The 23,650-nt window shown below is 73.3% G+C and carries 22 protein-coding genes; 14 read left to right on the top strand and 8 right to left on the bottom strand.

The window, feature by feature from the left end; all coding sequences use genetic code 11:
* Positions 1 to 20 precede the first annotated feature (20 nt).
* Both N8K70_RS13770 and N8K70_RS13765 read right to left on the bottom strand, forming a co-directional pair.
* Entirely contained in the window at positions 21 to 830 is an 810-nt protein-coding gene (locus N8K70_RS13770) for a DNA-formamidopyrimidine glycosylase family protein (RefSeq protein ID WP_317138919.1), read from the bottom strand.
* Positions 823 to 5,436, bottom strand: a complete 4,614-nt coding sequence (locus N8K70_RS13765) for an ATP-dependent helicase (protein WP_317138918.1) — start codon at positions 5,434 to 5,436, stop codon at positions 823 to 825. The genes N8K70_RS13770 and N8K70_RS13765 overlap by 8 nt, the downstream gene beginning before the upstream one ends.
* A gap of 200 nt (positions 5,437 to 5,636) precedes the next feature.
* Between N8K70_RS13765 and N8K70_RS13760 the strand changes: the two genes are divergently transcribed.
* Genes N8K70_RS13760 through N8K70_RS13750 form a run of 3 tightly spaced genes read left to right on the top strand, consistent with a single transcriptional unit; the run spans position 5,637 to position 6,767 of the window.
* On the top strand, positions 5,637 to 6,047 hold the full coding sequence (locus N8K70_RS13760; protein ID WP_317138917.1) for a phage holin family protein: 411 nt from the start codon (positions 5,637 to 5,639) through the stop codon (positions 6,045 to 6,047).
* Positions 6,034 to 6,426, top strand: a complete 393-nt coding sequence (locus N8K70_RS13755) for a DUF3618 domain-containing protein (protein ID WP_317138916.1) — start codon at positions 6,034 to 6,036, stop codon at positions 6,424 to 6,426. Before N8K70_RS13760 ends, N8K70_RS13755 begins: the two co-directional genes overlap by 14 nt.
* Before the next feature lie 44 nt (positions 6,427 to 6,470).
* Positions 6,471 to 6,767, top strand: a complete 297-nt coding sequence (locus N8K70_RS13750) for a DUF4235 domain-containing protein (RefSeq protein WP_317138915.1) — start codon at positions 6,471 to 6,473, stop codon at positions 6,765 to 6,767.
* Positions 6,768 to 6,815: 48 nt separating this feature from the next.
* Here N8K70_RS13750 and N8K70_RS13745 read toward each other — a convergent pair whose 3' ends face one another.
* Positions 6,816 to 8,411 carry an ABC-F family ATP-binding cassette domain-containing protein gene (locus N8K70_RS13745; protein WP_317138914.1) on the bottom strand — a complete coding sequence of 532 codons (1,596 nt, stop codon included), beginning with the start codon at positions 8,409 to 8,411 and terminating at the stop codon, positions 6,816 to 6,818.
* Positions 8,412 to 8,658: 247 nt separating this feature from the next.
* Positions 8,659 to 9,297, bottom strand: coding sequence for an alpha/beta hydrolase (locus N8K70_RS13740; RefSeq protein ID WP_317138913.1), 639 nt, complete (start codon positions 9,295 to 9,297; stop codon positions 8,659 to 8,661).
* A 100-nt stretch (positions 9,298 to 9,397) separates the two neighbouring features.
* Between N8K70_RS13740 and N8K70_RS13735 the strand changes: the two genes are divergently transcribed.
* From N8K70_RS13735 to N8K70_RS13710, 6 genes are all read left to right on the top strand, one after another.
* Entirely contained in the window at positions 9,398 to 10,021 is a 624-nt protein-coding gene (locus N8K70_RS13735) for an NUDIX hydrolase family protein (RefSeq protein ID WP_317138912.1), read from the top strand.
* 110 nt (positions 10,022 to 10,131) lie between these two features.
* Entirely contained in the window at positions 10,132 to 11,517 is a 1,386-nt protein-coding gene (locus N8K70_RS13730) for a sensor histidine kinase (protein WP_317138911.1), read from the top strand.
* 202 nt (positions 11,518 to 11,719) lie between these two features.
* Positions 11,720 to 12,355, top strand: coding sequence for a response regulator transcription factor (locus tag N8K70_RS13725; protein ID WP_317138910.1), 636 nt, complete (start codon positions 11,720 to 11,722; stop codon positions 12,353 to 12,355).
* A gap of 111 nt (positions 12,356 to 12,466) precedes the next feature.
* Positions 12,467 to 13,024, top strand: a complete 558-nt coding sequence (locus tag N8K70_RS13720) for an LppP/LprE family lipoprotein (protein ID WP_317138909.1) — start codon at positions 12,467 to 12,469, stop codon at positions 13,022 to 13,024.
* 87 nt (positions 13,025 to 13,111) lie between these two features.
* Positions 13,112 to 13,945 carry an ABC transporter ATP-binding protein gene (locus tag N8K70_RS13715; protein WP_317138908.1) on the top strand — a complete coding sequence of 278 codons (834 nt, stop codon included), beginning with the start codon at positions 13,112 to 13,114 and terminating at the stop codon, positions 13,943 to 13,945.
* Positions 13,942 to 15,420, top strand: a complete 1,479-nt coding sequence (locus tag N8K70_RS13710) for an ABC transporter permease (RefSeq protein WP_317138907.1) — start codon at positions 13,942 to 13,944, stop codon at positions 15,418 to 15,420. Before N8K70_RS13715 ends, N8K70_RS13710 begins: the two co-directional genes overlap by 4 nt.
* Before the next feature lie 113 nt (positions 15,421 to 15,533).
* Here the strand turns inward: N8K70_RS13710 and N8K70_RS13705 are convergent, their stop codons facing one another.
* A complete protein-coding gene (locus N8K70_RS13705) occupies positions 15,534 to 16,118 on the bottom strand; it encodes a helix-turn-helix domain-containing protein (protein ID WP_317138906.1) in 585 nt (194 codons plus the stop codon).
* Positions 16,119 to 16,233: 115 nt separating this feature from the next.
* On the opposite strand from N8K70_RS13705, the gene add reads away from it, so the two are divergent.
* Genes add through N8K70_RS13690 form a run of 3 tightly spaced genes read left to right on the top strand, consistent with a single transcriptional unit; the run spans position 16,234 to position 19,776 of the window.
* Positions 16,234 to 17,310 carry an adenosine deaminase gene (gene add, locus N8K70_RS13700; RefSeq protein ID WP_317138905.1) on the top strand — a complete coding sequence of 359 codons (1,077 nt, stop codon included), beginning with the start codon at positions 16,234 to 16,236 and terminating at the stop codon, positions 17,308 to 17,310.
* On the top strand, positions 17,295 to 18,656 hold the full coding sequence (locus tag N8K70_RS13695) for an NtaA/DmoA family FMN-dependent monooxygenase (RefSeq protein WP_317138904.1): 1,362 nt from the start codon (positions 17,295 to 17,297) through the stop codon (positions 18,654 to 18,656). Before add ends, N8K70_RS13695 begins: the two co-directional genes overlap by 16 nt.
* Before the next feature lie 58 nt (positions 18,657 to 18,714).
* The gene (locus N8K70_RS13690) at positions 18,715 to 19,776 is read left to right on the top strand and encodes an ABC transporter substrate-binding protein (RefSeq protein WP_317138903.1); all 1,062 of its coding nucleotides are present in this window, start codon (positions 18,715 to 18,717) and stop codon (positions 19,774 to 19,776) included.
* Positions 19,777 to 19,788: 12 nt separating this feature from the next.
* Here N8K70_RS13690 and N8K70_RS13685 read toward each other — a convergent pair whose 3' ends face one another.
* Positions 19,789 to 20,277, bottom strand: a complete 489-nt coding sequence (locus N8K70_RS13685) for a hypothetical protein (protein WP_317138902.1) — start codon at positions 20,275 to 20,277, stop codon at positions 19,789 to 19,791.
* Between the two features lie 79 nt (positions 20,278 to 20,356).
* Between N8K70_RS13685 and N8K70_RS13680 the strand changes: the two genes are divergently transcribed.
* Complete coding sequence (locus N8K70_RS13680; RefSeq protein ID WP_317138901.1) at positions 20,357 to 20,725, top strand: DoxX family protein; 369 nt, start codon at positions 20,357 to 20,359, stop codon at positions 20,723 to 20,725.
* Between the two features lie 33 nt (positions 20,726 to 20,758).
* Here N8K70_RS13680 and N8K70_RS13675 read toward each other — a convergent pair whose 3' ends face one another.
* Positions 20,759 to 21,256, bottom strand: a complete 498-nt coding sequence (locus N8K70_RS13675; RefSeq protein WP_317138900.1) for a GNAT family N-acetyltransferase — start codon at positions 21,254 to 21,256, stop codon at positions 20,759 to 20,761.
* A 184-nt stretch (positions 21,257 to 21,440) separates the two neighbouring features.
* Here N8K70_RS13675 and N8K70_RS13670 point away from each other — a divergent pair, with 184 nt between their 5' ends.
* The gene (locus tag N8K70_RS13670) at positions 21,441 to 22,073 is read left to right on the top strand and encodes a 2-phosphosulfolactate phosphatase (RefSeq protein ID WP_317138899.1); all 633 of its coding nucleotides are present in this window, start codon (positions 21,441 to 21,443) and stop codon (positions 22,071 to 22,073) included.
* Positions 22,074 to 22,154: 81 nt separating this feature from the next.
* Here the strand turns inward: N8K70_RS13670 and N8K70_RS13665 are convergent, their stop codons facing one another.
* On the bottom strand, positions 22,155 to 23,591 hold the full coding sequence (locus N8K70_RS13665; protein ID WP_317138898.1) for a cation:dicarboxylate symporter family transporter: 1,437 nt from the start codon (positions 23,589 to 23,591) through the stop codon (positions 22,155 to 22,157).
* Between the last annotated feature and the right edge of the window lie 59 nt (positions 23,592 to 23,650).

The following is a 23,650-nucleotide window of genomic DNA, read 5'->3' as shown; positions in this document are numbered from 1 at the left end:
CTAGCGGCGGGAGGGCGCGTTCATCCGGCAGAGGGCGGGAGCTGGCGGGATTGCGTCGTCTTCTGGCAGGAGGGGCACCAGTAGACGCGGCGCTCGCGGGTGGGGTCGGGGCCCATCGAGCCCTTGCGGATGGGCGTTCCGCATCGCAGGCAGGGGCGGCGATCGCGACCGTAGACCCAGAGGTTCCGCCCGCGGCGGGAGTCGCCCGTGAACGAGCGCACGACCTGGTCGACGTTGCGCCGGATCGTCCGGACGCCGAGGGCGACGAGCGCCGCGGCGTCGACCTCGGCCATCGGCGTGGTCGGGGCCACCCCGCGCAGGAAGAGAAGCTCGTTCACGTACTCTGTGCCGAAGCCCGCGAGGTTGCGCTGGTCGAGCAGCGCGACGTGCGCCGGGCGTGCGTCCCGCGAGAGCCTCCGGACCGCCTCGGCCTCGTCCCAGTCGGGGGAGAGCGGATCGGGGCCGAGGTGGCCGACCGCGTCGGCCTCGTCACGGGTGAGGAGCAGCTCCACGATGCCGAGCTCGAACCCCACCGTCTCGACGTCGTCGGCGCCGACGACGGCGCGTGCCTGGTACGCGGGGCGGCGCCACGGGGTGCCGCGCGCATGCACGTGCCATTCGCCCTCCATCCGCAGATGGGTGTGGAGCGTGTGCTCGCCGATGCGATGCAGCAGGTGCTTGCCGCGGGCGAACACCTCGTGGACGGTCTCTCCGCGGAGATCTGCGGTGGCCGCCGACGGCACGCGCAGATCGAAGCGCGTCACGACGCGTCCCGCGAGGGCGGCGTGCAGCCGTCGCGCGGTGCGGTGGGCGGTGTCTCCCTCAGGCACGCGCGGGGGTCCTCGTCTGGTCGCGGCGGAGCGTGAGGCCCTTCGTCGACTCCACGAAGCCCGCCGCGCGCAGCGATCGGCCGAGCGGGGCGCCGAAGACGAACGCGCCGTTGACCTGCTCGATCGTGAGCGTCTCGAGTCGTCGTGCGCGCGCCGTCGCGACGAGATCGCGGCAGGCGGCGTCGAGCCGCTCCTCGTCCTCGGCGAACTGCAGGACGGTGCGTCCTCCGCGTTCGAGATAGAGCGCGAGCGCGCCGTCGACGAGCACGACGAGCGCGCCGGCCTTGCGTCCGGGGCGGTGCGCGACGGCCTCCAGCGCGGGCCACCCGAGGGCGGCGCCGTACGGGTTCGCCGGATCGGTCGCGGCGAGCGTCAGGGCGCGGAGCGGAGCGGGCTCGGGCACGGCGGCGAACTGCCGGAGGCGGTCGATCGTCGCCGAAGCGGCGAACTGCGCGGCTCCCAGCCCCTCGACGAAGTAGCCGCGGCGGCAGTGGCCCGCCTGCTCGAACCCCGCGAGGATGCGGTACATCTGCGCGAAGCCGCCCGGCACCCCCTCGCTCTGGACCGGCCCGCGCGTCACGACGCCGTAGCGGTCGAGCAGGAGCGATGCGCTCGCCGTCGCGCGGACGGCGGCGTCCTCCTCCGCCCCGGGGAGCAGCGACCACCGTCCGCCGAGCGCGGGCGGGCGGGGAGGCGCCGAAGCGGTCGTCGGACGGAACGTCACGCCGCGGTAGAGACGGGTGCGCGGGGTGCGGCGCGCGACCTTGTGGCTCTGGGAGCCGCCGGCGAGCAGCGTGCGCAGCGGCGCGAACGTGTCGTTCGTCACGCGGCCGGTCCAGACGAGGCTCCAGAGCGCGTCCACGACCGACTGCTCGTTCTCCGCGCCCGTCGCCTCCCGCAGCTGCGCCGCGAAATAGGCGCCTCCGCCGTCGAGCGCCGCGACGAGACGCGCCTCGAGGGATCCCTCGGCGAGCTCTCCGTCGGGTGCGGGAACCGTGAACGGCGCCGCGTCGGCGGGATGCAGCGCGATCCAGCCGTCCCTCCCCGGCAGGGAGCCGTGGCCCGACCAGACGACCTCCCCCGTCGCCGTGAGCTCGTCGAGCATCGCCGGCGCGTAGTCGCGGACCCGGGAGGGGAGGACCAGCGACTCCCACGCGCTCGCCGGGACGGGCACGCCCGCGAGCTGCTCGACGACCGCGACGACGCCCTCGACGCCCTCGAGCGGCCGGGCGACGTGCTGCCAGTCGGGGAGGAATCGCGCGAGCGCGTCGGGCGGGACGGGCTCGACGCTGCCGCGCAGCGCCGCGAGCGACCGCATCCGGATGCGGCGGAGCGCCTCGGCGTCGCACCACTCGACCTCGTCGGAGAGCGCGGAGCCGTCCTGCTCCGGCAGGAAGAATCCGCTCGCGAGGCGGCCGTGCGCCTCCAGGCGCTGCAGGGTGTGGCGGGCGACGGCGGCGCCGATGCCGAGTCGCGTCGCGACCGCGTCGGTCGTGAACGGGCCGTGCGTGCGGGCGAAACGCGAGACGAGGTCGGCGAGAGGGTCCGCGACCGGCTCGAGGAACGCCACGGGGATGCCGACGGGGAGCGCCGTGCCGAGCCCGTCGCGCAGCCGTCCGGCGTCCTCGATGGCCGCGAAGCGGTCCTCGCCGGCGACCGAGAGGCGGATGGCGCGGCGCGCGTCGACGAGCGCGTCGAGGTGCGCGGCCGCGCCGCCGTCGGGTCGCCCGTCCGCGGGCTCGGTGCGCTCGTCGACCTCGGCCTCGCTCAGCGGCCCGAGAACGCGCAGGAGGTCGGCGACGCCCTCGACGCCCCGCGCACGCCGGTCGGGTGCGAGGCGCTGCACCTCGGCCTCGTGCTGCGCGAGCACGTCGGGGTCGAGCAGCTCGCGCATCTCGACCTTGCCGAGCAGCTCGCCCAGCAGCGCGGGATCGACCGACAGCGCGGCCGCCCGGCGCTCGGCGAGGGGAGAGTCGCCCTCGTACATGAACGCGCCGACGTATCCGAAGAGCAGGTCGCGGGCGAAGGGCGAGGGCTGGGACGGCTCGGTCTCGACGAGCCGGATGCGGCGCTCGCCGATGCCGCGCGCGATGCGCAGGAGCGCGGGGAGGTCGTAGACGTCCTGCAGAACCTCCCGCAGCGTCTCGAGGATGATCGGGAAGGTCGGATGACGCCGTGCGACCTCGAGCAGCGAGGCGGAGCGCTGTCGCTGCTGCCAGAGGGGCATGCGCTTGCCCGGGTTGAGGCGCGGCATGAGCAGCGCACGCGCGGCGCACTCCCGGAAGCGCGAGGCGAACAGCGCGGAGCCCCCGACCTCGCTCGTCACGATCTGCTCGAGCTCGTCGGGATCGAAGACGAAGAGCTCCGCGCCCGGCGGGTCCGACTCCGCGTCGGGGATGCGGGCGATGATGCCGTCGTCGCTCGCGACGGCGGAGCCCTCGACGCCGAGCCGCTCCCGGATGCGGGCGTTGACGGCGAGCGCCCACGGGGAGTGCACATGCATGCCGTAGGGGGAATGGAGGATGATCCGCCAGTCGCCGACCTCGTCGCGGCCCCGTTCGACCGTGAGCGTGCGATCGGTGGGGAGCGTCCCCGTCGCCTCGCGCTGCTCGGCGAGGTAGGCGAGCAGATTGCCGCGGGCCCTCTCGTCGAGGCCCGCGTCGACGAGGCGCTGCCGCGCCTTCTCGGGGGCAGCGCCCGTGAGCTCCCGGGAGAAGCGTCCCAGCGCCTCGCCGAGCTCGGCCGGACGGCCCAGGCCGTCGCCGTGCCAGAACGGGACCTTGCCGGGCTGCCCGAAGGCGGGCAGGACGTTGACCCGGTCGTGGGTGATCTCGACGATGCGCCAGCTCGTCGTCCCGAGGGTGAAGACGTCGTTCACCCGGGACTCGTAGACCATCTCCTCGTCGAGCTCGCCGACGCGCGCGTTCCGCGTCTCGCCCGCGACGAAGACGCCGAAGAGGCCCCGATCGGGGATCGTCCCGCCGCTCGTCACCGCGAGCCGCTGCGATCCCGGCCGCCCGGTGATCGTTCCGGCGTCGCGGTCCCACACGACGCGGGGCCGCAGCTCGGCGAACTCGTCGGAGGGATAGCGGCCCGCGAGCAGGTCGAGCGTCGCCTCGAACGCGCTGCGGGGGAGCGTGCGGAACGGCGCGCTCCGCCGGACGATCTCGAACCAGCGCTCGACCTCGATCTCTCCCAGCGCGGAGGCGGCGACGGTCTGCTGCGCGAGGATGTCGAGGGGGTTCTGCGGCACGGCGATCGCCTCGATGCGGCCGTGCAGCATGCGCTCGGTGACGATCGCCGTGTGCAGCACGTCGCCGCGGTGCTTGGGGAAGAGCGCCGCGCGGCTGATCTCGCCGACCTGGTGTCCGGCGCGCCCGACGCGCTGCAGTCCGCTCGCCGCGCTGGGCGGGGCCTCCACCTGGACGACGAGGTCGACCGCGCCCATGTCGATCCCGAGCTCGAGGCTGCTCGTCGCGACGACGCAGCGCAGGGCGCCCGCCTTCAGCTCCTCCTCGACGATCGCGCGCTGGTCCTTGGACACCGAGCCGTGGTGGGCCTTGGCGAGCACGGGATCGGCGCCCGCCGTCTGCCCGGCCTGCGCCATCATGGCCGCGGGGACGGCGGGATCGGGGAGGTCGAGCCCGAGCCTCTCCGCGTAGATCTCGTTGAGCCGGCCCGTCAGGCGCTCGGCGAGCCGGCGCGAGTTCGCGAAGACGATGGTCGACCGATGCGCGAGGATGCGGTCGACGATCGCCTCCTCCACGTGCGGCCAGATCGATCCCGCCGCCTCGGGAGCCTCTGTCGGGGAGAACCACTCCTCGCCGTCGTCCGCACCGCCGCTTGGCGGCGGCGAGCCTGCCGCGGGAGGAGGGTTCTGCATGTCGTCGACGGGCACGGTGACCGTCAGCTCGAACGTCTTCGACGCCTTCGGCGCGACGATCTCGACCGGGGCCGATCCGCCGAGGAACCGCGCGACCTCGTCGATGGGGCGCACGGTCGCCGACAGGCCGATACGCTGCGCCGGCGCGTCGAGCAGCTCGTCGAGGCGCTCGAGGCTGACGGCGAGGTGCGCGCCGCGCTTCGTGGCGGCGACGGCGTGGACCTCGTCGACGATGACCGTGTGGATGTCCCGCAGGGTGTCGCGCGCCTGGCTCGTGAGCATGAGGTAGAGCGACTCGGGCGTCGTGATGAGGATGTCCGGCGGATGGCGGACGAGCCGCTGGCGATCGGACGACGGCGTGTCGCCGGAGCGCACGCCGACGCTCACGCCCGGCGCGTCGGCCCCGAGCCGCCGCGCGGCCTGCCCGATGCCCACGAGCGGCGAGCGGAGGTTGCGCTCGACGTCGACGCCGAGCGCCTTCAGCGGCGAGACGTAGAGGACGCGCGTGCGCTCGGCGTCGTCCGCCGCCTTCGCGCGGAACACCTGATCGATCGCCCAGAGGAAGGCCGACAGCGTCTTCCCCGATCCGGTCGGCGCGACCACGAGCGCGTGTCGGCCCTTCGAGACGGCGTCCCACGCGCCCCGCTGCGCGTCGGTCGGCGCCGCGAACGCGCCGCGGAACCACTCCCGCGTCGCCTCGCCGAACCGATCGAGCACATCCATGCGTCCATCCTCCCCCTCCCCGCCGACATCCGGCCGGGACGGCGTCGTGCGGCGCGGACGACCCCGCGTGCGGACGGAGGCGCCCCGGCCCTCTGCGGAGCCACGTCATAGACCGTGAACGCCGACACGTCAACCCGCTCGTCGCTCCGAGACCGCGGTGAGAGTGTGCGAAGACAGCCGACGCGGATGGGAGAACGACGATGAACCAGCCAGGAACGCCACCGGAGCAGTCGACCGCCGAGCTGATCTCCCAGCTCTCGGCGCAGACGTCTCGCCTCGTCCGCGACGAGATGAGACTCGTCCAAGCGGAGTTCGCCGCGAAGACCAAGCAGGGCGGGCTCGGGGTCGGGCTCCTCGGCGCCGGCGGCATCCTCGCCTGGTTCGGCCTCGGAGCCTTGGTCGCCACGGCCATCGTCGCGCTGTCGCTGCTCGTGCCGGCGTGGGCGGCGGGCCTGATCGTCACGGCGATCCTCTTCATCGCCGCGGGGATCGCAGCGATGCTGGGCAAGAAGAAGGTCGAGAGCCTCTCGCCCGCCCCCGAACGCACGATCACCAACGTCAAGCGCGACATCGCAGAGGTGAAGGAGCACAGCCATCATGACAACGCCTAGTCCGAACGAGCCCGACGTCATCGAGCCCACGACAGGGCTCGAGGAGCACCCTGCGGCACCCGAGCCGGCGAAGGGCTCCTCGCCGGATGAGATCGAGGCGGACATCGAGCGCACCCGCCGGAGTCTGGGCGAGACCGTCGAGCAGCTGGCGGGCAAGCTCGACGTGACGTCCCGGGCCAAGCATCGGATCGATACGGCGAAGGCCCGCATCGCCGATCAGGTGAGCGCGGTGGGTGGACGGCTGACGACCTACGTCGACCAGGCCAGGGAGTCTCTCACCGACGATCGAGGGAAGCCGAACGCGAAGGGCTGGATCGGCGTGTCGATCGTCGTGGCCGTCGTCGGCGTCGTGCTCTTCGTCGTGCGCCGACGCCGCTGACGCCCCTCGCACCACCCTCCACCCAGACGACGAAAGGACGCTCGATGGCGAAGAAGAACACCGGCAGCACGTCTGCGAAGATCCTGTACCGCCCTGTCGGCCTGCTCAGCGGTGTGGTGAGCGGTGCTCTCGCGGGCCTCGTGTTCAAGCAGATCTGGAAGCGCGTCGGCCCCGGTGAGGCGGAGGACGCGCCGAAGGCGCTGGAGTCCGAGTTCCGCCTCCGTGAGGTGCTCCTCGCCGCCGCCGTCCAGGGCGCGATCTTCGCCCTCGTGAAGGCCCTCGTCGACCGAGGCGGAGCACGAGCGTTCCAGCGCGCCACCGGCGAGTGGCCCGGAGACTGAGTCGCTCTCGACCCCGCTGAGCGGCGACGTCGCGGTCGAGGTCGCCGCTCAGCCCCGGCGCTCCGTCAGCGTCCCGTCGCGCAGCTCGAGCACGAGGTCGGGTGCGAGCCGCGCGAGGAACGCGTCGTCGTGGCTGACCGCGAGCACGGCTCCGCGGTAGGAGCGGAGCGCCCCGATGAGCTGCTCGGCCGTGTCGATGTCCAGGTTGTTCGTCGGCTCGTCGAGGACGAGCAGCTGAGGCGGCGGGTCGGCCAGCAGGAGGCGGGCCAGAGCGACGCGGAAGCGCTCGCCGCCCGACAGGGTGCGGACGGGCCGCTCGACCGCCGCCCCGCGGACGAGGAACCGCGCGAGCCGGTTGCGCAGCTCGCGGTCCGGCGTCCCCGGCGCCGCGTCGCGGACGACGTCGAGCACGGATGCGTCCTCGTGGAGTCCGTCGACGCGCTGCGGCAGGTAGCCGACGCGGCCGACGTGCAGCTCTCCCGCGAGCGGGCTCGACGGCGCCGGGTCGGCCGGCGCGAGACCCAGCAGGGCGAGGAGGAACGTCGACTTGCCGGCGCCGTTCGGTCCCGTGAGCGCGATGCGCTCGCGCCCCCGGACGACCCACGACCGGTCGCCGTCGCCGATCGTCGCGATGCGGCGTCCCGACGACACCTCCGGGTCGGGGAGGTCGATGCTCACCGAGTCGTCCTTGCGCACCCGCCGCCCGGCGGCGTCGAGAGCCGCACGCGCCTCCGCCTCCTTGCCCTGCGTCTCGGTCCTGAGCCGTCCGGCCGACACCTCGGCCGCGCCCCGCCTGCCGTGGGCGACGATCCCCGGCACGCGCTTCTCGATCTCGGCCTTCCGGGCCGTGCGCGCCCGGCGTGCGAGCGCGACCTCGGCCTCCATGCGCTGTCGCCTCTCCTTCCGCAGCGCCTTGCCGGCGTCCCGCTCGGCGTGGGCTGCGGCAGCCTGCTCTGCGTCGAGCCAGGCGCGCCACTCCGAGTACGGGCCGCCGAAGACCGTGAGCTCGTTGGCGTAGAGCTCCGCGGTGTCGTCCATGAGCTCGAGCAGGGCGAGGTCGTGCGAGACCACGACGAGCGCGCCGCGCCATTCCCGCACCATCTCGTGCAGGCGCAGCCGGGCGTCCCGGTCCAGGTTGTTCGTCGGCTCGTCGAGCAGCGTGACGGCCGGCGATCGCAGCCGGATGCCCGCGATCGCCGCGAGGACGGCCTCCCCTCCCGAGAGGGCGCCGACCGTGCGGTCGAGCGACTCGGGCGGAAGACCCGCATCGGCGAGAGCGGCGTGCGCACGGGCCTCGACGTCCCAGTCGTCGCCCACGGCGTCGAAGCGCGCCTGGTCGACGTCGCCCGACTCGATCGCGCGGAGAGCCGCGAGGGGACGGGCGACGCCGAGCAGGTCTGCGACGGGCGCGTCGACGTCGAGCGTGAGCCGCTGCGGGAGCGAGGCGACGTCGCCGTCTCGGACGACGCGCCCGGCGGTCGGCGTCAGCTCGCCGGACGCGAGGCGCAGCAGGGTGGACTTCCCGGAGCCGTTGCGGCCGACCAGGCCCGTGCGGCCGTCGCCGAACGTGCCGGATACCTCGGAGAGGGCGACGGACCCGTCGGGCCAGGTGTGGGTGAGACGGTCGAAGGAGAGAGCGGGCATGAGCGCCTCCGGTGTGCATGCAGGACGATGCACTGACACCGGACGCGCGCCGAACGGATCGGCGGGCGGCTCGTGGCGGGTCTGCGGTTCAGACCGTGCCGGATGTTCCGAGGGAGAACGGCGAGCGTCGACGGGTCAGCGTGTGAGCGCGGATGCGTCGATCGACTTCAACGTCTTCTCCAGACCTCGGGAACAGGACCCGTTCACTGTACCGGGCGGTCGCGCGGAGCGCCAGGGCCGGCGCAGGTCAGCCCGCCTGCTTCTCGAGGAACGTCCGCAGGTCTTCGATCTCGGTGGGCGAGACGGCGTGGCCGAGCCCGGGGTAGACGCGTCCGACCAGGTCGGCGTGGCGCGGGAGCCACTCGACCGTGTGCGCGACGAGCGCGTCGGGGATGACCGTGTCGTGCGTCCCGCGTCCCCAGAAGACGGCCGGCCGTCGGTCGGCCAGCGCGGCATCGCCCTCCAGCGCCCCCGGGGTGACGTACCCCGACAGGTTGACGGCGAAGGCGAACCGCTCCGGCGCCAGGCGCAGGGCCTGCAGCGCGACGGCGCCGCCCTGCGAGAAGCCGAGGAGCCCGACTCTCGTCGTCTCGTCGAGGGCGGCGCCCGCCCAGTCGAGGAAGCGCCGAGCGGCCTCCGTCGTGCGGGCCGGGTCTCTGCTCTCGAGCCCCTCGATCGGATACCACGAGTAGCCCGGCTGCGGCCACGGCATGTCCAGCGGTGCCCGTACCGCCGCATAGGCGAAGGCGTCCGGCAGCAGCGGAGCGATCCCGAACAGGTCGTTCTCGTCGGCGCCGTGTCCGTGCAGCAGCACGACGACGGGCCTGCCGCCGGGGGCGCCCGACCAGCGCACGGCGGAATCGTCCAGGGGCGGCGTCACGTCCATGCCTCCATCGTGGCGCATCCGCCTCCTGCCGTCTCCCTCCCCCTCGGCCAGTCGACGTCGGATGGCTGACCGGGCCGGCCCGACAGGGTAGAAAGGACGCATGCCCGTGCGCACCCCCGATCCCGATCCCGACGATCTCCCCGACGAGCCCCGACTGCCGTCCGATCTGGGCGCGAGCGGCCTCGGGGCGGTGCCGGGCGGCTCGTCGAACCCCGGATGGCTGAGCGACTTCGAGCTCGAGACCGTGCGCGGCCGGCTCCCGATGCTCTACGTCGAGGCGATCCCGGTGCGCACGGACGGCGTGGGCGAGGTGACGGACGTGGGCATCCTGCTGCGTTCGACGTCCGTGGGCGAGATCAAGCGCACGATCGTCTCGGGCCGGGTCCGCTACGGCGAGACCGTGCGCGACGCGCTCTTCCGCCACCTCGAGAACGACCTCGGGCCCATGGCCTTCCCGCTCCTGCCGCCGCAGCCGGCTCCCTTCACGGTCGCGGAGTACTTCCCGATCCCCGGTGTGACGGCCTTCCACGACGACCGTCAGCACGCGGTCTCGCTCGCGTTCGTCGTGCCGGTCTCGGGCACGTGCGAGCCGCGCCAGGACGCCCTCGAGGTGACGTGGCTCACGCCGGCCGAGGCATCCTCCGACGCGCTCGCGGCGGAGATGGAGGGCGGCCGCGGCTCGCTCGTGCGGATGGCGCTGGCCTCCGTCGGCGCGCTCCGCTAAGGCGGGCCGGCCCCGTCCGGCGGACGGCGCGGACGCGTGCGTCGTCGGCTGCGCGGGATACATCCCGGGACGGATGCCGTCGGCGGCCCGCACGCCGTAACGTGAGCGGGATGGACGCGAGAGGCAGCACGACGAGCGCCCCGCCGTGGCGGCGGGCGCTTTTCCGCCCGGTCTCGCCGGGGCAGTGGGTCGCCGACGCCGCCCTCGGCGCGCTCTTCCTCCTCGGCGCCGTCGTCTTCCTCCCGGTCGCCGACGGCTTCTGGGGCGGCGGCTCCCTCGCCGTCGTCGTGCTGATGACCGCCGCCCTCATGCTCAGCCGGTGCTCGCCCCCGCTGGCGCTCGCGGTGGCATGGGCCGGCGCCCTCTTCCAGATGGGCACGGGCCAGATGCCGATGGTGGCGAACCTCGCCGTCTTCGTCGTGCTGTTCGCCACGGCCGCGTACGGCTCGAGGCTCGTGTTCTGGGCCGGTTTCGCGTCCGCGTTCGCGGGCGCGCTGTGCATCGCCCTGTATCTCTTCGTCGTCGCGCCGTATTTCGGCGGCGACTTCTTCTCGCTCTCCGTGGGGAGCGGCGCGGAGATGCGCGAGGCCGTGTTCGGCGCCGTCCTGGTCTTCGTCTCGATGCTCTTCAGCTTCCTGCTGGCGTGGACGTTCGGGGCGCTGTTCCGCGTCGTCGTCCGAGGCCGCGAGACGCGTCGGGCCCAGGTGCTCGCCGAGGAGCGGGCCGCCGCGGAGCAGGAGCGCGGCCGCATCGCGCGGGACATGCACGACGTCGTCGCCCATTCCCTCGCGGTCGTCGTCGCGCAGGCGGACGGCGCGCGCTACGCCGCGTCTGCGGACCCGGAGGCCGCGACGCAGGCGCTCGCCACGATCAGCCAGACGGCGCGCTCGGCGCTCTCGGACGTGCGGATGCTCCTCACGCAGCTGCGGCATCGCCAGGCGGAGGGGCCGCAGCCGACGATCGCCGACCTCGAGCAGCTCTACGCCCATGTGCGGGCCGCCGGCGTCGACCTGCGCGTGACGGTCGACCCGGCCCCGCCGGGGGAGCCGCCCGCCGCGGTGCAGCTCGCCGTCTACCGCATCCTGCAGGAGGCGACGACGAACGCCCTGCGTCACGGCGACGGCGGACCGGTCGACGTGACCCTCGCCTGGCTCCCCGCCAGCGTCGTCCTCTCCGTGCGCAACGGCCGCGGGCCCGTCCTGCCCGTCCTGCCCGCCCGGCCCGCGGATCCCGGGCCGATCGCCGGCGACGGTCCGGCGGCGTCCGGCCCGCGGCCGGCGGCGGCTCCTCGCGCGGCGTCGGGCGACGGGCGCGCGGCTTCGGCCGACCCTGCCGCGAGGGTGAGCGTCCTCCACGGTCCGCCGGCGGCATCCGCCGGCCACGGTCTCATCGGCATGCGCGAGCGCGCGGAGCTCGTCGGCGGGCACCTCGACGCCGGCCCGCACGGACGGCACTGGCTCGTGCAGGCGACGCTGCCCGTCGCCGCCGGCGCATGATCCCGCTCGCCCCGCCCCGTCCGCGTTCCGACCATCCACCTCACCCGCGAGAATCCGTCTGCGCCGTGACGATCCATCCGCCGCCCGTATCCTCGCGGCCGGGCTGGATTCTCGCGGGCACGGTCATCGCGGAGCCGCCGGAGCCGCTGCGGACGGCGGCACATGGCAGGGTGGAAGACGTCGGAGAGCAGGGGGAGTCCGGATGATCAGGGTCGTGCTCGTGGATGACCAGGCGCTGTTCCGTGCCGGCATCCGGATGGTCGTTGCCTCGCAGCCCGACCTCGAGGTCGTCGGCGAGGCCGGCGACGGACGGGAGGCGATCGACGTCGTCCGCCGGGCGCGCGCGGACGTCGTGCTCATGGACATCCGGATGCCCGTGATGGACGGCATCGCGGCCACGGCCGCGATCCTGAAGGAGGCCGATGCGCCGCGCGTGGTCATGCTCACGACATTCGACCTCGACGAGGCCGCGGCCCGCGCGATCCGCGAGGGCGCGAGCGGATTCCTGCTGAAGGACGCCGACCCCGAGTTCCTGCTCGCGGCCATCCGCGCCGTGCACTCCGGCTCGTCCGTCATCGCCGCGGCGGCCACCCGCGAGCTGTTCGCGCACTTCGGCGAGGCGCCGCGCGACGTCCCGCCCGCGTTCGACGCGCTCACCGAGCGCGAGAGGGAGATCTTCGCGCTCGCCGCCCGCGGGCTCAGCAACGCCGAGATCGCGCAGCGTGAGTTCCTCAGCGAGGCGACCGTGAAGACGCACATCAGCCGCATCCTCACCAAGCTCGCCCTGCGCGACCGCGTGCAGCTCGTCGTCTTCGCGTTCGAGCACGGCCTGGCCTGAGACCTCCCCGGGTCGCGATGCGCGCGGGCGGAGCCGTGAACGGTGTCGGGGCGGAGTCGTAGGATGCCCGGGACGGGCCGGTCGCGGCCCGGACGGCGAACCGAGGTGGCGATGACGATGCGGCGTGGGACGACGGTGCTCCTGGTCGCGTTGGCGTCCGCGGCCGTGCTCGGCGGCTGCGCGGCCGAGACCCCGGGCGCGACGGAGTCCCCCTCCGCCCCCGCGACGCCGTCGTCCGATCCCGCGCCGACGTGCGCGTCGCTCGACGGAGAGGCCGCCGTGGCCGAGGCCATCCCCCTGCTTCCCGCGCCCTTCGACGATCCGGCGATGTCGCTCATCGAGTGGGACGCCGAGCAGGCGACCGTCGACACCTACGACCCCTGCGCGGAGCTGTCGTGGATCGTCGTGCCGATCAGCGGGGGCAGCGTCTCCTCTCCGAACCAGATCGCCCTCTTCCACCGCGGCGAGTACATCGGCCCGGCGACGGAGCGCTCGTACGGGTTCCGGCCGGACGTCGTCCGCGTCGACGACGCCTCGATCGAGGTGACGTACCGGTGGGCGGAGTCGGGCGACGCCAACGCCGAGCCGAGCGGCACCACGGTCGTGAGCTTCGCCTGGGACGAGGCGTCGGAGTCCGTCGTCTTCAGCGGCGAGCTGCCGCCGGAGTGACGCGTCGCGCGGATCATCCTCGGGATGTACGCGGATGCGCCCGGCGGGCGACGCCCGCGACGCGTCGCGCTCCGTAGCGTCGGCGGCATGGAGATCACGACCACCGACATGGGGCTCGCCGCACGCGTGCAGCAGCTCACCAAGCAGTACGGAGCGGGCGAGAACGCGGTGCGCGCGCTCGACGGCGTGAGCGTCGGCATCCGCCGCGGAGAGTTCACCGCCGTCATGGGACCGTCCGGATCCGGCAAGTCGACGCTCATGCACATCATGGCGGGCCTCGACGCCCCGTCGAGCGGGCGCGTGTGGATCGGCGACACGGACATCACGGGTCTCGGCGACGCGGACCTCACGCTGCTGCGCCGCCGCCGCGTCGGCTTCGTCTTCCAGGCGTTCAACCTCGTGCCGACGCTCGACGTCCGGTCGAACATCCTGCTGCCGTTCGACCTGGACGGCCGCAGGCCGACGCCGGGCGAGCGGGCGCGGATCGACGGCCTCGTCGAGACCCTCGGCCTCGCTCCGCGCCTGCGGCACCGTCCGCACGAGCTCAGCGGGGGCCAGCAGCAGCGGGTGGCGATCGCCCGCGCCCTCGCGACGGCGCCCGACCTGCTGTTCGCGGACGAGCCGACCGGCAACCTCGACTCCCGCACGGGCCGCGAGGTGCTCTCCCTGCTCGCCGCGACGAGTCGCGAGCACGGTCAGAGCATCGCGATGGTGACCCACGACCCGTTCGCCGCCGGCTACGCCGACCGCGTGCTCTTCCTCGGCGACGGCCGCATCGTCGCCGACAGGCCGCGTCAGACGCCCGAGCAGATCTCGGCGCACATGCTCGCCGCCGAGGACGGAGCGGACGGGCGCGGCGCCGCGGGCCGGATGGCCGCCGCGCACCCCGCCGACCAGCCCTCGACCGGGGTCGCACGATGATCGCCGCAGCGCTGGACCGGGGCGTCGCACCGCGGTCGTCCGCCCGGGCCCGGCCGTCCGCCCACCTGGGGTTCCTCCGCGAGCGGGGGATGGGCGCGAGCATCCTCGTGTCGGCCCTGTCCGCGGCCTTCGGCGTGACGCTCGTGACGACGACGGGGTACATCGGCTCGATCCTGCAGAACGATCCGTACCTCGGCGAGTCCGACACCCTCGCCGTCGTGGTCGCCGTCCTGAGCATCCTGCTCACCGCCGTCGCGATGTACGTCGCGGCGATCGTCACGGCGAACACCTTCTCGACGATCGTCGCCGGCCGCATCCGCCGCATCGCCCTCCTGCGTCTGATCGGCGCCTCCGCCCGCTCGCAGCGGACGGAGATCGGACGCCAGGGTCTCGTCATCGGCGCGCTCGGGGCGCTCGCCGGGCTCGCGGCGGGCGTCGCGCTGTCGTACGCCGGCGTCGCTCTGGGCGACCGGCTTCTCGGGGTCGCGGGGAACGGCTACGTCGTCGCGCAGCCGGTGCTCGCGTTCCCGGCGGCGATCGTCGTCCTCACGACATGGGCCGCAGCGTGGGCGGGGTCGCGACGCGTGCTCGCCGTCACGCCGCTGCAGGCGCTCGGCGGTTCCGAGGAGCGCGGGCACGACGTCGTCTCCGCGCGGCCGGCGCGCAACGCGCTCGCGCTCGTGCTCTTCGCGGTCGGCGCCGTGCTGCTCGCCGTCGGCGTCGTCGCGGGGCTCGCCACGCCGCTGGGCATCCTCCCCGCCTTCGCCGGAGGCCTGCTGTCCTTCACCGGCCTCGTGTCGGGGGCGACGACGATCATGCCGCCCGTGCTCCGCGCGATCGGACGCTGCTTCGGGCGCTCCGCGACGGCGACCCTCGCCGCCGAGAACGCGCTCCGCCATCCCGAGCGCTCGAGCCGCATGTCGATCGGCGTCGTGATGGGCGTCACGCTCGTGACGATGTTCGCCGTCGCGACCGAGACGGCGAAGGCGGTCTTCACGGCGAACGCCGGCGGCGAGCTGCCCCGTGAGCTCGCGACCGTCCTCGACACGTTCTCATACGTGATGATGGGCCTCGTCGCGGTGTCGGCGGTCATCGCGGCCGTGGGGCTCGTGAACCTGCTGACGATCGGCGTCGTGCAGCGGCGCCGCGAGCTCGGACTGCTCCGCGCGCTGGGCCTGTCCAGCCGGCAGGTGCGCGGGATGGTCCTGCTGGAGGCGACGCACGTGACGCTCGCGTCTCTCGTCGCGGGGCTCGTTCTGGGCATCGCCTACGGATGGGCCGGCGCGCAGTCGCTGCTCGGCTCGGTGCCCGCCGCGGCGGAGGGCCCGGCCGGCTCCCTCGTGTCGCCGGCCGTGCCGTGGGGGCCCGTGGTCGCGATCGTGCTTGCGATGGCCGTCCTCACGATCGTCGCCGCCGTGACGCCGACGCGCCTCGCGACGAGCGTCGCACCGGTCGAGGCCCTCGCCGCGGACTGAGCCGCCCGCCCGCCCGGCAGCCCCCGCCCCTCCGTCCGCGGGGGGCGGGGGCTTTCCCGGCGTGCAGGGCGGCCGGAACCGCCCACGAACGGTGCGCCCAGGCTCAGCGCGCCTCAGCGGGTGCGCGGGGTGCTCGTCATGATGACGACGCGCGTCGTCCCGGCGCCCACGTGCCGCCATCTGTCACGCGCCCCGGGCGGGAGATGGAGGAAGTCCCCGGCGCCCAGGGCGACCGTGTCCGCGCCGAGCACGTCGACCTCGAGGGCGCCGGAGACGACGTAGAGCCCGGTGTCGCCCGGCTGCTCGAACCACTCGGCGATGTAGTCGTCGGGGCCGAAGGAGTACTCGACGGCCTCCAGGGTCCCGCCCTCGCGCAGCAGCAGCGCGCGGCCCACCGCGGCGTCGGGGTGGTCGGCGACGGGCAGCCGGTCGCCCTCGCCGGCCCGCACCACGTCGACGTCGTGCGGGTCGACCGACGGCAGCAGGTCGCCGGGCCGCACGCCGAGCGCGCGGGCGAGGCGGTAGACCGAGGCCATCGACGGCGCGCTCGACCCCCGCTCGATCTGGCTGAGGAACGGCTGGCTCATCTCCGCGCGCGCGGCCAGCTCGCGCGTGGTCAGCCCGGCTCGCGTCCGCAGCCGGCGGATCTCCCCGCCGACGGCGGCTCCGAGATCGGCGTCGAGCGCGCCGTCGGTCAATTCACACCCCCGTAACGCAAGATGACTGCTTTCGTCATCGTCCACCCGTTGTATGAATGCTGTCACTTATCAACGGGAACGGTGTCCGTTCCCCAGGAGACTACGGGATGGCCGGATGGCGACGATCGATCGGGCTGCGGATCGCACCGAGCGGGTCGTCGCCGGCCTGCCGAAGGTGAGCCTCCACTGCCATCTCATCGGCTCCGTCGAGGCGACGACGGTCGTCGACCTCGCGCGCAAGCACGGCGTCGTGATCGAGGGCGGCCGCACCGCGGAGGACCTCTTCGACCACGACAGCTACGAGGACCTCGACGAGTTCCTCCGCGTCCTCGACGTCGCGGGCTCCGTCATCCGCGACGCCGACGACTTCCATCGCGTCGCGTACGAGTCGCTGACCGCCGGGGGCGCCGCGCACAACGTGCTGTACCGCGAGATCTTCCTGAGCCCGCCCGGGCATCCCGGCGTGCCCTACCGGACCATCCTCGACGGCGTGCGCGCGGGGATGCGCGACGCCGAGGCCGACACGGGCATCCGGAGCAACCTCATCGTGGGGCTCAACCGCAACGGCAGCGCGCAGGCGGCGTACGAGCTCGTCGAGACCGTGATCGAGAACAGGGCCGACGAGGTCCTCGGCATCGGGCTCGACTACTCCGAGGCGATCGGGCCGCCCGAGAGGTTCTGGAAGGCGTTCCGGCGTGCGGGCGAGGCGGGGCTGAACCGCACGGCGCACTCCGAGTCGGGTCCTCCGCATCACATCGAGACCCTCCTCGACCTCCTCGGCTGCACGCGCGTCGACCACGGCTATCACGTCGTCGACGATCCCGCGATCACCCGCAGGTGCGTCGAGGAGCGCATCCCGTTCACCTGCACGCCCGTGAGCTCGGACATCGGCCGCTACTCCGGCAGCGGCGACGGCACGCACCTGCGCATCAAGCAGATGGTCGACGCCGGTCTCATGGTGACGATCGACTCGGACGACCCGCCGATGTTCGGCACGGATCCGACGAACGACTTCCGGGCGCTCGCGAACGCGCTCGGCTACGGCCTCGACGAGCTCTCGGCCCTCACGGCGAACGCCGTCGAGGCGACCTGGCTCGACGAGACGGACAGGGCCGCGCTGCGGCGGCGGGCGCGGGCGATGACCGCTGCCCTCGCGGAGGAGGAAGAGGAGACCCCATGGCGAAAGAGCTGATCCTGGGAGCGTTCGAGGTGATGGCCCCGACGTTCCTCGCGAACTCCTGGCGGCATCCGCGGGCCCGTCCGGAGGGGTACGCGACGCTCGAGGCCTGGCAGGGCCTCGCCCGGCAGCTCGACGCGGGAGGCTTCGACTTCCTCTTCTTCGCCGAGGCGCTCGCCTATCCGATGACGCCCGAGGGCACGGTGCCCGAGGTCGTCGTGCGCGAGGCCGTCCAGTTCCCCGTGCACGACGCCCCCCTCGTCATCAGCGGCCTGGCCGCCACGGTCGACCGTCTCGGGTTCGTCGTGACCTCGTCGACGACGGCCGAACGGCCCTACCTCCTCGCGCGCCGGTTCTCGACGCTCGACCATCTCACCGCGGGACGCATCGGATGGAACATCGTCACCTCCGACATGCAGCAGGCGCTCGTGAAGCTGCTCGGGGACGACGAGGTCACGCCGCACGACGCCCGGTACGCCCGTGCCGACGAGTTCGTCTCCCTCTGCCTCGACCTCTGGGAGCGGGCGTGGGACGACGACGCGCAGCCCATGGACAAGGGGTCCGGCGTCTTCAACGACCCCGGGAAGGTGCGGTGGACGTCCCACCACGGGGACCACTTCGACCTCGAGGGCTACTTCCCGATCGCTCCGTCGCCGCAGCGCACGCCGACGCTGTTCCAGGCGGGGGCGTCGCGCACCGGCCGCGACTTCGCCGGCCGCTACGCCGAGTGCATCTTCACGCAGGAGCGCACGGTGGAGAAGGCGTCGGCTCTCGTCCAGGATCTGCGGTCGATCGCCGTCTCGCACGGCAGGAGGCCCGATGCGGTCAAGGTCGTCAACGGGCTGTCGGTGATCGTCGGCGACACCGAGGAGGAGGCGGCGGCCCTGCGGCAGGAGCTCACGGACGCCCCCAGCCGGGAGGCCATGGCGGCGCTCTTCATGGGATGGTCGGGCATCGACCTCACGAGCTTCGACCCCGCCACGACGCTGGAGGAGATCCACACCGAGGTCGGCCAGAGCCTCCTCGCCCAGTACAAGGACCCGACGCGCACGGTCGGCCAGGTGCTCGACGGCCTGCGCGAGACGATGGGCGGCTTCAAGGTGACCGGCACGCCGCAGAGCGTCGCCGCGCAGATCGAGCGGATCGCCGCGGAGACCGATGTCGACGGGTTCCTCGTCGAGTTCACCTTCGGCGGCACGGCCTCCTACGGCGACTTCATCGACAGGGTCATGCCGCTGCTGCGCGAGAAGGGACTGCTGCCGGCGGAGCCGCGCAGGGGGACCCTGCGCGAGATGCTCACCGGCTCCGGCTCGGCTGCTCTCCCGGCCGATCATCCCGGCGCCCACGCCGTCGTCGCCTGACGCATCGCCCGATCCGCACCGCACCCGCCCGCGCACCACCGACCTGGAGGCACAGCCCATGACCATTCCCGGATCCGCGCGCCCGCGCGCGGCCGCCGCCCTCTCCGCCCTCGCACTGTCGTCGCTCCTGCTGACCGCCTGCGCCGGCGGCGGAGACACCGGATCGGCCGAAGAGGCCGCCCCGGAGAGCTTCGGCGACATCACGGTCCAGCTCAGCTGGATCAAGAACGAGGAGTTCGCGGGCGAGTACTTCGCCGATGCGAACGGCTACTACGCCGAGGCCGGCTTCGACAGCGTGAACCTCGTCCCGGGGCCGTCCACGGGCGTCGCCGAGCTCGCGGGAGGGACGGCTGACATCGCGATCAACGACTCCGTCTCCACGGGAGCCGCCGTCGCGAACGAGGGCGCCCCGCTGAAGATCATCGGCACGACGCTGCAGAAGAACCCGTTCACGATCCTCTCCCTCGCGGACGGCGGGAACATCCTCACGCCGGCCGACCTCGTCGGGAAGACGATCGGCGTGCAGGACTCGAACCGGTCGCTCTTCGACGCGTTCCTCGTCGCCAACGGCATCGACGCCTCCGACGTCGAGATCGTCCCCGTGCAGTACGACCCCTCGCCCGTGGCCAACGGCGAGGTGGACGGGTTCATGGCCTATCTGACGAACGAGGCCATCTCGGTGGAGATGCTCGGGCTCGCCACGAGCAATCTCCCGTTCGCCGACAACGGGATGCCCTTCGTGGCCGAGACCTTCACGGTGACGGACGAGACGCTCCAGAGCGACCGCGAGATGCTCAAGGCCTTCCTCGTCGCGGAGATCCGCGGATGGGGCGACGCGCTTGCCGACCCCGACGAGGGCGCGCGCCTCGCGCTGGAGGAGTACGGCGCCGATCTCGACCTGGATCCCGAGAAGACGCTCGCGGGGATGCTCGCGACGAACGAGCTCGTCGTCACCGAGGAGACGGAGGCCAACGGGCTGTTCACGATCTCCGAGGAGCTCCAGGCCGAGACGGTCGAGAGCCTCGCGCGTGCGGGCATCGAGCTCGAGGTCTCGGACCTGTTCGACCTCAGCCTGCTCGAGGAGGTCTACGCGGAGAACCCCGACCTGCGCGAGGAGTGAGGGACGCCCTCGTCAAGCGCCGGGATCGAAGGCCCAGTGCCGCGCCAGCCGCCGCAGGCGCGCGGCGCGGAGCTGCCAGATCGCCCACAGGACGGGCCAGAGCGCGAGGGCCGTCGGCCCGCCGATCGTCAGGCGCTCGCGCCACAGCGTGCGCGAGGGGTCTCCCGGCGCGGCGGAGACGGCCATCTGGTGGTCCCAGACGTCGAGCGTCGCGAGCGGGCCGGTCAGGGGCGTCCCCGTGTCCCGCAGGATGCGCACCCTCCCGTCGTCCTTCGTCCGGTCGGCCGTGGCGATCAGCTGCGTGCCGAGCGGCACGGGCCCGGCGTCGATGCGCACCGCTGCGTCGCGGCCCGGCTCCCAGACGGCGGGGATGGCCTCCGCGCCGAGAGCGCGGACGGAGAGCAGCGGCCCGTACAGCTCGGCGAAGACGGCCGGCGAGTGCAGCGCGCGCCACGCCGCGTCGGGGTCGCAGTCGAGCACGAGCTTCTGCAGGATCCGCATGCCTCAGTCTCGCACCGCCGATCGCCGCGTTCGTCCCGCCGTGCGGATCCGGGCGGTGTCCTTCGAGATAAGATCTCCCATGCTCATCGCCTTCTGGATCGTCAACGTCCTCGCCGCGCTCGTCTTCATCGCCGCGGGAGGGATGAAGACCGTCCGCTCGAAGGAGGCCATCGTCGCCTCGGGGCTCACGTGGGCGGAGGACTTCTCCCGCACGGCCGTGCGCCTCATCGGCGTCGCCGAGCTGCTCGGCGGCCTCGGCCTCGTGCTGCCCGTCCTCACGGGCGTCGCGCCGGTCCTCACCCCGATCGCGGCCGCGGGCCTCACCGTCATCATGATCGGCGCGGTCGTCGTGCACGTCCGCCGTCGGGAGACGCCGTTGCCGGCCGCCGTGCTGGCCGCGCTCGCCGCGGTGAGCACGGTTCTCAGCGGCATCGTCGTCTTCGGCTGACGCCGCGTCGGCGGCCCCGTTCCGGTGGCCGGGTCAGGAACGCGTCATGCGCAGCTCGTGCATCGGCGTGCCATCCGCCGCGGTCTCGTCCTTCGCCCCTCCGTCGAGGTCGAAGCCCTGCTTCTCGTAGAAGCGGATCGCACGGGCGTTGCCCGCGAGCACCCACAGATACGCCGGCCGGTCGCCGATCGCCGCGTCGAGGAGGGGCTCGGCGACGCCCGCGCCGTGCCGGTCCGGATCGACGTAGATCGAGTACAGCTCGAGCCGAGCGGGAGGCGCCGCGTCGCGCGCCGCGCCCGACGACGCGAAGCCGAGGACGCGGTGGCCGGCGACGGCCGCCCAGGTCGGGTCGCGGTCGGAGGCGAGGATCCGCTCCCAGGCGCGCGTGCGCGCCGACACGTCGAGCCGGTCGAGCGTGGCCTGCGGGATGAGGCCCGCATAGGAGATGCGCCACGCGCGGATGTGCACCTCCGCCAGCCCGCGCGCATCCGTGGCCGTCGCCCTGCGTACCGTCGTGCCCGTGCCCGCCATCCGCTCGCCCTCCCGTCGGCCGTGCGTCCATCCTGCCGCAGCCGCGCCGCCCGATGCACGACGCAGGAGTCCCGCCGCCGACCGTGCGCCTCGCCCGGCGTGTCGGGGCGCTCGCTCGCCGTTCTTCCTGCGTCGTGCTTTCTCCGCCGCATCGCCGCCCGTGTCCGTCCGTGAGAATGGACGGATGACCTCCCCGTTCGATCAGTCCTCGTATCAGGTGCGCTTCGACTGGGGCGTCGACGGACTCCGGCGCCTCGCGTCGTCGGATGTCGTCGTCGTCGTCGACGTCATCGGCTTCAGCTCCGACGTCATCGCGACGGTCGCGCGAGGCGAGACGGCGGCGACCACCGAGGCCGGTGCGGTCGAGGGCGCCGTCGTCGCGCAGGCCGCGGCCGCGCTCGCGCACGGCCCCGTGGTGCTCGCCGGCGCGCTGCGCAACGCGGCCGCCGTCGCGAGGGCCGTCATGGCGGAGCAGGAGCGCCGTGGCGCCCGGACGAGCGTCGCGGTCGTCGCGGCGGGCGAGGCCGACGCGGCGGCGGATGGCCGGGAGCGGTTCGCCGTGGAGGATCTCCTCGGCGCGGGCGCGATCGTCGCGGCGCTCTCGGACCTCGGCGTCGATCATTCGTCGCCCGAGGCGGTCGCGACGGCGGAGTCGTTCCGCGCGCTCCGCCGCGCCGTGCGGCACCTCATGACGGCGAGCGGCTCGGGCCGCGCGCTCGAGGGAGGCCCGCGCCACGCCGAGGTGCACGCCGCCGCGAGGGTCGACGACCTCGACGTGGTCCCCGTCCTGCGCGAGGGCGTCTTCGCCGCCCGCTGAGTCGCGGGCCGTGCCGTTCGGAGGAGATGCGCGCCGCGGAGCGCCTCGCGCCAGGGCTCGAGGCGCTCCGCGGCTCACGGCTCAGCGGCGCTCGCGTTCGCGGGGCTCCGCGGCGCCGCTCGTGGGGATGACCGCCGAGATGGGCGAGGGCCCCTGACCGTCGGCGGGCAGCTCGGGCAGCTCGGGCAGGCCGGTGGGCTGCTCCTCGCGGGCGTCGCCGTGGCCGTCGACCATCATCTTCTCGTCGAAGGGCCGCGCGCCGCGCAGCACCTGCTGCGCCTGGTCGCGGTCGAACTCCTTCGTCCACGTCGCGACGACGATCGACGCGACCGCGTTGCCGGTGAAGTTCGTGAGCGCGCGGGCCTCCGACATGAAGCGGTCGATGCCCGTGATGATGCCGACGCCGTCGACGAGGTCGGGGCGGTAGGTCTGCAGACCGCCCGCGAGGGTGGCGAGGCCCGCGCCGGTGACGCCCGCGGCGCCCTTCGAGGCGATGATCATGAACACGAGCAGGCCGATCTGCTCCGAGAGCGACAGCGGCGTGCCCATCGCGGTGGCGATGAAGAGCGAGGCCATCGTGAGGTAGATCGCCGTGCCGTCGAGGTTGAACGAGTAGCCGGTCGGCACCGTGATCCCCGCGACGGGCTTGGAGACGCCGAGGTGCTCCATCTTCGCGATGAGGCGGGGGAGCGCCGACTCCGACGACGAGGTGCTCACGATGAGCAGGTACTCGCGCCCGAGGTACTTCATGACGGAGAAGATGTTGATCCGGGCGACGAACCACAGCACGGCGGCGAGGATGACGCCGATGAAGAGCGCGCAGGTGATGTAGAAGCCGACCATGAGCGTCCCGAGCGCGACGACCGCGCCCCATCCGGTCGATCCGACGACTCCCGCGATGGCGCCGAACGCGCCGATCGGGGCGACCCAGAGGATCATCGTCAGCACACGGAAGACGACGGCCTGCACGAGCCGGATGCCGTCGAGGATGCGCTCGCCCTTCGCGCCGAGGCGCTGGATGGCGAAGCCGATGAGCAGCGACACGAAGAGCACCTGCAGGACCGACTCGCCCGTGAGCGGCGAGAAGAGCGTGGTCGGGACGATGCTCATGAGGAAGCCGGTGGTCGACTCGGTCTCGCTCTCGACCTCGTAGCCGGGGTTGCTGAGGGCGAGACCCTCTCCCGGGTGCAGGATGTTTCCCACGACGAGCCCGATGAAGAGCGCGAAGGTCGACATGACGAGGAAGTACCCGAGCGCGAGGCCGCCGACCTTCCCGACCGTGGCCGCCTTCGCGATCGAGCCGATGCCGAGCACGATCGTGCAGAAGATCACGGGCGCGATCATCATCTTGATGAGCGCGACGAACGCCTTGCCGATCCAGTCGAGGGACGCGCCGAACTGCGGCCAGACGAGGCCGACGGCGATGCCCGCGACCACCGCGATGATGACGGCGATGTAGAGCCAGTGCTGTTTGTCGATGCCGCGCCTGCGCTGGGCGGTCGGTGGCGTCGTTGCCATGGTGCGTCCTCTCCTTCGGGGCGCCGTCCGGAGGTCCGTCGGCGTGCGGGGTTCATCCT

This window comes from Microbacterium sp. AB, assembly GCF_032878875.1.
GTDB classification, from domain to species: Bacteria; Actinomycetota; Actinomycetes; order Actinomycetales; family Microbacteriaceae; genus Microbacterium; species Microbacterium betulae.
Note: the sequence above shows the minus strand (reverse complement) of the source record. Positions and strands in the feature narration are given on the sequence as shown.